Source organism: Inquilinus sp. (assembly GCF_039594555.1).
In the GTDB taxonomy this organism is placed as follows: domain Bacteria; phylum Pseudomonadota; class Alphaproteobacteria; order DSM-16000; family Inquilinaceae; genus Inquilinus.
Window position 1 is genome coordinate 1 of sequence record NZ_JBCNNF010000293.1, and the last position, 8,835, is coordinate 8,835.

An 8,835-nucleotide genomic window follows, 5' to 3' on the forward strand; every position below is an offset into this window, starting at 1 on the left:
ATGAGGGCTTCCCGCCGGTCGAGGACTATGATCGCCTGATCGCGGAGTATGCGGCGCGGGCCTGAGCCGGGCTACGCCGCCGTGCCGTCGCCGGAACGGGAGTCTTCCGCCTCGGCCTCCGCATCCCGCTTGGCGCGGTCGCGCTCGATCAGGCCGCCGATGAAGATCGCGATCTCGTAGAGCAGCAGCATCGGCACGGCCAGCGCCACCTGGCTGATCGCGTCCGGCGGGGTCAGCACCGCGGCGACGATGAAGACGATGACGATGGCGTAGCGCCGCTTGCTCTTCAGCGTCGCGACGCTGAGGATGCCGACGCGCACCAGCAGCGTCAGCAGCACCGGCAGCTGGAAGGCGATGCCGAAGGCCAGCAGCAGGCGCATCACCAAGTCGAGATAGTCCGACACCTTGGCATCGAGCTTGATCTCGAGGCCGCTGCCGACATCGGGCCCCAGCACCTGGAAGGACAGGAAGAACTTCCAGGCCAGCGGGAACACGAAATAGTACACGAAGGCCGCGCCCAGCACGAACATGAAGGGGCTGAACAGCAGGAACGGCAGGAAGGCGTTGCGCTCGTTCCTGTACAGGCCGGGCGCGACGAACATCCACAGCTGGCTGGCCACAACCGGGAAAGCCAGGCAGAAGCCGCCCCAGAAGCCGATCTTGATGTAGGTGAAGAACACCTCTGTCAGCGCGGTGTAGATCATCGACTTGGGCTGACCCGGCGGCAGCGCGTTGGCCAGCGGCTGCGTCAGGAACAGGTAGATCGATTCCGCGAAGTGGTAGCAGATGAAGAACCCGACCAGGATCGCGACCACGGAATAGATCAGCCGGGTGCGCAGCTCCAGCAGATGGTCCATCAGGGGCATCTGCTTGTCGTCGATCTCCTTGTCGGAGGGCGCCATGGATCAGCTCGCGCGGTCGGTCGGGGTGGCGGCCGGGACGGCCGCGGGGGCTGCTGCCGCCGGTGCCACGGGAGCGGCGGCCGGGGACGCATGCGGGGCGACCGGCGCGGCGTCGGCGACAGCGGCGGGCGCGGCCGGAGCCTCAGGTGCTGTAGGCTGCGGCCCCTCGACCGGCTGCGGCTCAGCTGCCGCCGCCCCGTTGACGGCGGCCTTGTCCGGCTCGGCCAACGGCGTGGCGCCCGGGGCCGCCTTGTCGAAGGCCTGCTTGATGTCCTTGACCGGGTCCAGCACGGTGTTCACGTGCTCTGCCACCTGGCCGCGCACATCCATCGTCTTGGCCGCATCCTGGACGGTCTTGCGCACCTCCTCCAACTCGGCCTGGCGCACGATGTCGTCGACATGGCGCTGGAACTCGCTGGTGATGCGGCGGGCATGGCGCGTCCACTTGCCCAGCTGATAGAGGGCCCGCGGCAGATCCTTCGGGCCGAGCACGATGAGTGCCACGACCACGATGATCATCAACTCCGACCAGTCGAAACCGAACATCACATTCGTCCATCACGCCCCGCCTCCGGAGACGGGGCGCGGTTCCGGTTCCCCCGAGGGGACTATTGGCGGTCGGCGGTCGTCCGGTTCGGACTGCCGGCTTCGGTGCCCGCGGGCGGCGGCACGGCCGGGCGGTCTTCCGTCCCATCGCTCTTGGGATCGTCCGACAGGCCGGACTTGAAGTTCTTGATCCCCTTGGCCAGGTCGCCCATCGCCCGCGGCAGCCGGTTCCCGAAGATCAGGAGCACGACGACCAGGACGATCAACCAGTGCCAAATACTCAAACCACCCATAAACTCATCCTCCAGCCCCAAGGCGGCCGGATCATCGCAGAAAGGCCCCGCCGCCGCAATGGCGGCGGGCGGGGCGAAACAGCGCGGAAATCCGCGCCTCCGGCGACGGCGAAAGCGGCCGTTCCGGCCGGGTCCGCTACTCCCTGTCCTCGTCCTCCGGCCGCTCCGGCCCGTCCTCGCCGGACAGGGTGCCGCCGGGCAGCACGGCCATGGCCGGGCGGGTGTCGAGCAGGCCCGACGCCTTCAGCTCCTCGACGCTCGGCAGGTCCTCCAGCCCGCCCAGGCCGAAATGATCGAGGAAGGCCTGGGTGGTGACCCAGGTCAGCGGCCGACCGGGCGCCTGGCGGCGGCGGCCGGGGGCGATCCAGCCGGCCTCCAGCAGGGTGTCGAGCGTGCCCTTGGCCACGGCGACGCCGCGCACCGCCTCGATCTCCGGCCGGGTCACCGGCTGGTGGTAGGCGATGATCGCCAGCGTCTCCAGCGCCGCGCGGGTCAGGCGGCGGACGACATGGCCGGCGTCGCGCAGCAGCGGCGCCAGATCGAGCGCGGTGCGGAAGGCCCAGCCGCCGGCCACCGGCATCAGGGTGACGCCGCGGTGGCGGTACTGCTCGACCAGCGCGTCGATCAGCTCCGGCACATCGGCACCGTCCGGCAGGCGCTCGGCGATCGCCGCCTCGGTCAGGGGGACCGCCGACGCAAACAGCATGGCCTCGACGAGGCGCAGGGCTTTGAGGGGCTCAGTCATTCTTCGGTGACGGTCTGGGAAGCCTGGGCCTTGAGCCAGATCGGGCCGAACGGCCCGTCCTGGCGGATCGCGAGCCGGCCGGATTTGGCCAGTTCCAGCGTGGCGACGAAGGTGGAGGCGAGCGCTGAGCGCCGCACCAGCGGGCTGCCAGTCATCGGCGGCAGGAAGGCGGCCAGCGTGGTCCAATTGGGGAAGCGGCCGAGCATCGCCTCCATCCGCTCCAGTGCCTGCTCCGGTGAGAACAGCACCGAGGCCTCGATGCGCAGGCTGCCCTCGGCCGCCGCCTTGGCCCGCCAGTGTTCGGCATAGGCCTTGAGCAGGTCATAGAGCGACACGGCCCAGACCGGGGTCGGCGTCGCCTCGTCCTCCTCCGCCGCGCCGCGGGGGAACAGGTCGTGGCCCAGTTGCGGCCGCGCCATCAGCGCCTGACCGGCCTCGCGCATCGCGTTCAGCCGGCGCAGCTGGAAGGCCAGGGCCTCGGCCAGTTCGGCGCCGCTCGGCTCGTCGTCCCCCGGCGGCGCCGGCAGCAGCAGGCGCGACTTGAGATAGGCCAGCCAGGCCGCCATCACCAGGTAATGCGCCGCCAGCTCCAGCGACAGCCGCCGCGCCCGCTCGACGAAGGCGAGGTACTGGTCGGCCAGCGCCAGGATGGAGATCTGGGTCAGGTCGACCTTCTGCTCGCGCGCCTGCTCGAGCAGCAGGTCGATCGGCCCCTCATAGGATTCGAATTTCAGAATGAAGGCGGCGTCCTCCCGGCTCGTCACCGGCGGCGCATCGGCCTTCGACCAGTCTTCCAGCATCGCCCGATTTTCGCTGCCCCGGCGCGGCGAAGCAACCTCGATCGCGACATCCGGCCGCCCCGGCCTTTTCGCGAGGCGAAGCGACTCCAGCTTCCTGGAACAGCGAAGCGGAGACTCGGATGGCGAGGCAGCACAAGAAGACCGATTTTCCCGTCCACCAGGTGCGGCGCTACTTGGAGCCGGGGCCAATCGTGCTGGTGTCGTCGCGCCGGCGGGACAAGACCAACATCATGACCCTGGGCTGGCACACGATGCTGGAGTTCTCGCCGTCTCTGGTCGGCTGCATGATCTCCGGCGGCAACCACAGCCACCGGATGATCCACGACAGCGGCGAATGCGTGATCAACCTGCCGACCACGGCCCTGACCGACACGGTGGTTGGAATCGGCAACACGTCCGGCGCGGAGGTCGACAAGTTCCGCGAGTTCGGACTGACCGCCGAGCCAGCGCAGGAGGTGCAGGCGCCATTGATCCGCGAATGCCATGCCAGCTTCGAATGCCGGCTACACGACGATGCGTTGGTCGACCGCTACAACTTCTTCATCTTCGAGGTGGTGAAGGCGCATGTCGCCTCGGTGCCGAAGCATCCGAAGACGCTGCATTACACCGGCGACGGGGTCTTCATCACCGCCGGTGGGGTGGTGGACCGGAAGTCGCTATTCCGGCCGGGTATGCTGTAGGGTCGATCGTGAATTGAGTCTCCCGGCCGCCCACGCCTCAATCTGGCGGATCGCGGATGACGGATCCCAGCGAAGGTTAGCCGAAGAACCGCGCAGGCCGGAACGTCGCCAGCTCTGGCCGAATGGCGCCGCGCAGCAGCTCGTCGGCCACCGCACCACCGAGGAAGGCGGCCAGGGTGACGCCGCTGTGGGTCACTACGGCGTAGTAGCCCTCCACCTGCGGCAGCGGCCCGACGGCGGAATAGCCGTCCTTCGGAATGGCGCGGATGCCCAGGCGCACTGCCTCGGGTTCCACCGGCCCCATGCCGGGAAGGATCGCCTGCGCCTTGCGGACCAGCTCGCGCATCTCCACCAGATCGGGGTTCGGCCTTGGCGCCGTGGCCGGGTCACGCTCGTCGTCATTGCGGCAGACCAGCAGGCGACCGGCGCCGTCCGGCCGGATGTCGCAGCCCGGCGCCTTCAGCAAGCGCTCGAGCCCGACCGCGACCGGCGGGGTGAAGGCCAGCAGCCCCGCGGTCGGCGCCAGCGGAACCCGCAGCGCCGGGTCGAGCCCGGCATCGTCGGCCCAGCGGCCGGTGCAGTTGACGACCAGGTCCACGCCCAGCGTCCGGCCGTCCGCCAGGGTTACACCCGTGACTTGGCCGGAGCGCAGCTCAACCCGCGCCACGCGGGCGCCGATCTCCACTTGCGCGCCGAGGCGGCCGGCCGCGGCGAGCATGGCCTGGGCGTACACGATCGGATCGACCCAGCCCTCCTCCGGGAACCAGGCGACCGGCGCGTCGCCCACGGCCGCCGGGTCGATGTCCGGTGCCAGTTCGCGCAGCCGGGCCGGGGAGATCCTTTCGGCGGCATAGCCCCAGCCTTGCAGCCGCTCGAACCGCTCCCGCTGCGCCGCCTGCCCCGCCTCGTCGGTCCATTCCAGGCTGCCGTTCAGGTGCAGCCAGGGCGTCGCCGCGAACTCCTCGCGCAGCGCCGCATGCGCCTTCATCCCGGCGACGTTGAGGTCGTGATAGGCCCGCGGCGTCTTCCCGTGCGAGTTGACCCAGGCGAAGCTGGTGCCGGAGGTGCCAGCGCCGATCCGCGTCGCCTCCAGCACCGTGACCGACGCGCCGCCCTGTGTCAGGCCAGCCTGGGCCAGGCGGTACGCCACCGAGGCGCCGATGACGCCCGCGCCGATCACGATGATGGAAGCCATTCCGACGGTCCTCAGTTCTTCTTGACGTCCTCGAGGTAGAACCGGCCCAGCGGGGTCTGGCCGAAGCCTTCGATGGTCTTGCGGGACACGGTCAGGTACGGGCTGTAATACAGGTCGATCCAGTTGACGTCGGCCTTGGCCATCTTCTGCAGGTCGACATACATCGCTTCGCGCTTGGCCGGATCGGTCTCGACCCGCGCCTTGGCGACCAGCGCCACCACAGCGTCGTTCTTGTAGCGGGTGTAGTAGTTCAGGTTGGCGTCGTAGCCGAGGACGAAGGTGGTCTTCTGGTCCGGGTCGATGATGTCGTTGGTCCAGTAGTTCATCGCCAGGTCGTAGTCGCCCGCCACCTCCATGTCCCAGCTCTGGCTTGGATCGACCTTCTGCAGGTTGACGGTGATGCCGACCTTGGCCAGCTGCTGCTGGATCAGCACCGACACCTGCTCGTCCACCGTATCGCCGGTCTGCACCAGATAGGTCAGCGTGATCGGGCCGGCGCCCGCCTTCGCCAGCAGCGCCTTCGCCTTCTCCGGATCATAGGGCCGGGCGCCGTTGTCGTCGGTGTGGTATAGCGCGCCCTTCGGGATGTAGGAGTTGGCGACCGAGCCGATGCCGAAGGTGACGGTGTCGACGATCACCTTCTTGTCGATGGCGTAGTCGATCGCCTCGCGCACCTCCAGCTTGTCCAGCGGCGGGTGCGAATGGTTGATCAGCAGGTGGTCCTCGCGGGTCGAGGGGTCCTTGTGCATCATCAGGTTCGGGTCCTTCTCCAGCTCCGCCACCTTGGCGAAGGGCACGAAGATGGCAGTGTCGAGCTCGCCCGCCTGGACCTTCAGCATGCGGGTGTTGTCGTCGGGCACCGAGATCCATTCGACGCCGTCGAGGCTGACCTTGTCGGCCTCCCAGAAATTCGGGTTCTTCTTCAGCACCACCTTGTTGCCGCGGCTCCACTCCTCCATGGTGAAGGCGCCCGAGCCGATCGGCTTCTCGGCGAAGGCGTCCTCGCCCATCGCGGTCACGATCTTCTGCGGCAGCACCGCCACGCCCGGCAGCGCCAGGCTGGCCAGGAACGGCGTCGCCGGCTGGTTCAGCGTGATCACCAGCGTGTGGTCGTCCTTCGCCTCCGCCGTCTTGATCACCTTGTAGTTGTCGGCGATCAGCGATCCCGGATTGTCGCGCGCCCGCAGCAGCGAGAAGGCGGCGTCGCCGGCGGTGACCGGGCTGCCGTCGGAGAATTTCGCGTCGCGCAGCTTCAGCGTGTAGACGGTGCCGTCGTCGGAGATGGTCCAGCTTTCGGCCAGGCCGGGGACCAGCTTGGTGCCGTCCTTGCTGACCCGCACCAGCACGTCATAGACGTTCGAAAACACCCAGTAGTCGACATTCTGCGAGGTCTTGATCGGGTCGAAGGTGGTGCCGTCCTCGCGCCGGCCGATGGTCAGCACGCCCGCTGCCTCCGCCGCGGCGCCGCCGGCGACCAGCGCCGCGAGGAACGCCGCCGTGACGATGCCGAGATGTTTCCGTTTCATCGTGAGCCTCCGGTTGTTGCCCCGCCTCAGCTGCGGGCGGGGATTGCGGGATAGAGATGGCAGGCGGTGAAGCGCCCTTCGACCGGCCGCAGCGCCGGCGGCGCCCCGGCCCGGCACTCCGGCATGGCGAAGGCGCAGCGCGGATGGAAGGCGCAGCCCGGCGGCAGGTCCAGCGGGCTCGGCGGCTCGCCGCCCAAGAGGTCCGCCGGCAGTGTGCGGTCGGGGTCGATCTCCGGGATCGCGCGGATCAGCGCCCGGGTGTAGGGGTGCTGCGGCGCGGCGAACACCGCCTCGGCCGCCCCCTCCTCCACGATCCGGCCGAGATACATCACCGCCACCCGGTCGCACAGCCGCCGCACCACAGCCAGGTCGTGGGCGATGAAGATCAGGGCCAGGTTCATCCGGGCCTTCAGCTCGATCAGCAGGTTGATGATCTGCGCCTGGATCGAGACGTCGAGGGCCGCGACGCATTCATCGGCGATGATCAGCTTTGGCTCGACCGCCAGCGCCCGGGCGATGCCGACGCGCTGGCACTGGCCACCGGACAGCTCGGCCGGGCGGCGGGACGCATGCTCGGGCCCGAGGCCGACCAGCGTCAGCAGCTCCGCCATCCTGGCCGGCACGCGGTCGCGCGGCACCTTGCGGTGGACCCGCAGCACCTCGGCGATCGCCTCTCCCACCGCCATGCGGGGATTCAACGCGTTGTACGGGTCCTGGAAGATCATCGCCGTCTCGCGGCGCAGCCGGGCCAGGCCGGCGCGGCCGCCTTCGGCGATGCCGCCGCCGAAACGGATGGCGCCGCCGGTGATCTCGCCCAGCCGCAGGATGGCGCGGCCCAGCGTGCTCTTGCCGCAGCCGGATTCGCCGACCAGCCCCAGCGCCTCGCCCGGCGCCAGGGTGAAGGAGACGCCGTTGACCGCCCGAACCAGCCGCGATGGCTGTCCCGGCAGCTTCGGGCCGCCGGTGCGGAAATGGACCTCCAGGTCCTGGACGTCGAGGAGAGTCATGCCGCGTCCCCCAGCGCCCGGTGGCAGGCGGCCATATGCCCCGGCTCCGGCCAGGACGGCTCCGGCCGCGCCGCCATGCAGCGGTCGAAGGCGCGGTCGCAGCGCGGGTGGAAACGGCAGCCGGACGGCAGGTCGGCCAAGGCCGGCGGCTGGCCGGGGATGAAGGGCAGCAGATGGCCGCCGTCGCCATGGGAGGGCTGGCAGGCGATCAGCCGCGCCGTATAGGGGTGGCGCGGCGCCGCCAGCACCGCCCGCTTGCCGCCGGCCTCGCACAGCGTGCCGCCATACATCACGGCGACGCGGTCGCAGCTCTGCGCCACCACGCCGAGATCGTGGGTGATCAGGATGATGGCCAGGCCGCGCCGGTCGCGCAGGTCCAGCAGCAGCCGCAGGATCTGGGCCTGCACCGTGACGTCCAGCGCCGTCGTCGGCTCGTCGGCGATCAGCACCTCCGGGTCGCAGGCCAGGGCGGTCGCGATCATCGCCCGCTGCCGCATGCCGCCGGAGAATTCGTGCGGGTAGCCCCCCGCCCGCCGCTCCGGGTCCGGGATGCCGACCTGACGCAGCAGGTCGACAGCGGCCGAGCGCGCCTCGCGCTTCGAGGCGCCGCGATGCAGGCGGATGCCCTCGGCGATCTGGTCGCCGATCCGCATCACCGGGTCGAGATGGCTGGACGGGTTCTGAAAGATCATGCCGATCTCGCGCCCCCGCACCCGGCGCAGATCCTCCGGCTTCAACGCCGCCAGGTCGCGGCCCTTCAGCAGCACCGACCCGCCGGAGATGCGCAGGCCCCCCGGCAGCAGACCGATCAGCGCCCGGCAGGAGACGCTCTTGCCCGACCCGCTCTCACCCACCAGCCCCATCACCTGCCCCGCCTCCAGCGCAAAGGAGACGCGGTCGACGATGGTCGTCTCCACCTCCCCCGTCCGGCTCAGGGCCACCGACAGGTCGCGGACGTCCAGCAGCGGCGTGCTCATTCCTTCACCCCGAGCCATTCGCCGAGGCCGTCGCCGAGCAGGCTGAAGCCGAGCGCGATCACCGCCAACGCCACGCCCGGGAAGGCGGCGATCCACCAGGCGCGGATGATGAAGTTCTGGCTTTCCGCCACCATGATGCCCCACTCCGCCGCCGGCGGCTGCAC

General features: G+C 69.7%; 10 protein-coding genes. 1 reads left to right on the top strand and 9 read right to left on the bottom strand.

Going from position 1 to position 8,835, the window contains the following annotated elements:
- Positions 1–71: 71 nt before the first annotated feature.
- The 5 genes from tatC to ABDW35_RS25710 form a co-directional block, all read right to left on the bottom strand.
- Positions 72–902, bottom strand: coding sequence for a twin-arginine translocase subunit TatC (gene tatC / locus ABDW35_RS25690; protein WP_343716705.1), 831 nt, complete (start codon positions 900–902; stop codon positions 72–74).
- A 3-nt stretch (positions 903–905) separates the two neighbouring features.
- Positions 906–1,448 (bottom strand): Sec-independent protein translocase protein TatB, encoded by a 543-nt coding sequence (gene tatB, locus ABDW35_RS25695; protein ID WP_343716706.1) that lies wholly within the window; start codon positions 1,446–1,448, stop codon positions 906–908.
- 62 nt (positions 1,449–1,510) lie between these two features.
- Entirely contained in the window at positions 1,511–1,741 is a 231-nt protein-coding gene (gene tatA, locus ABDW35_RS25700; protein WP_343716714.1) for a twin-arginine translocase TatA/TatE family subunit, read from the bottom strand.
- A 136-nt stretch (positions 1,742–1,877) separates the two neighbouring features.
- Positions 1,878–2,486, bottom strand: coding sequence for an SMC-Scp complex subunit ScpB (gene scpB / locus ABDW35_RS25705; protein WP_343716707.1), 609 nt, complete (start codon positions 2,484–2,486; stop codon positions 1,878–1,880).
- The gene (locus ABDW35_RS25710; protein WP_343716708.1) at positions 2,483–3,286 is read right to left on the bottom strand and encodes a ScpA family protein; all 804 of its coding nucleotides are present in this window, start codon (positions 3,284–3,286) and stop codon (positions 2,483–2,485) included. The genes scpB and ABDW35_RS25710 overlap by 4 nt, the downstream gene beginning before the upstream one ends.
- A gap of 119 nt (positions 3,287–3,405) precedes the next feature.
- On the opposite strand from ABDW35_RS25710, the gene ABDW35_RS25715 reads away from it, so the two are divergent.
- Positions 3,406–3,966, top strand: coding sequence for a flavin reductase family protein (locus ABDW35_RS25715; protein ID WP_343716709.1), 561 nt, complete (start codon positions 3,406–3,408; stop codon positions 3,964–3,966).
- A 76-nt stretch (positions 3,967–4,042) separates the two neighbouring features.
- On the opposite strand, the gene ABDW35_RS25720 is transcribed toward ABDW35_RS25715, so the two are convergent.
- From ABDW35_RS25720 to ABDW35_RS25735, 4 genes are read right to left on the bottom strand one after another with little or no spacing between them, the layout of a single operon-like run.
- Positions 4,043–5,161: an FAD-dependent oxidoreductase gene (locus tag ABDW35_RS25720; RefSeq protein ID WP_343716710.1), complete on the bottom strand. Its 1,119-nt coding sequence runs from the start codon at positions 5,159–5,161 to the stop codon at positions 4,043–4,045.
- A gap of 11 nt (positions 5,162–5,172) precedes the next feature.
- Entirely contained in the window at positions 5,173–6,687 is a 1,515-nt protein-coding gene (locus ABDW35_RS25725; RefSeq protein ID WP_343716711.1) for an ABC transporter substrate-binding protein, read from the bottom strand.
- A 26-nt stretch (positions 6,688–6,713) separates the two neighbouring features.
- The gene (locus tag ABDW35_RS25730; protein WP_343716712.1) at positions 6,714–7,694 is read right to left on the bottom strand and encodes an ABC transporter ATP-binding protein; all 981 of its coding nucleotides are present in this window, start codon (positions 7,692–7,694) and stop codon (positions 6,714–6,716) included.
- Positions 7,691–8,671 carry an ABC transporter ATP-binding protein gene (locus ABDW35_RS25735; protein WP_343716713.1) on the bottom strand — a complete coding sequence of 327 codons (981 nt, stop codon included), beginning with the start codon at positions 8,669–8,671 and terminating at the stop codon, positions 7,691–7,693. The genes ABDW35_RS25730 and ABDW35_RS25735 overlap by 4 nt, the downstream gene beginning before the upstream one ends.
- Positions 8,672–8,835: the final 164 nt, after the last annotated feature.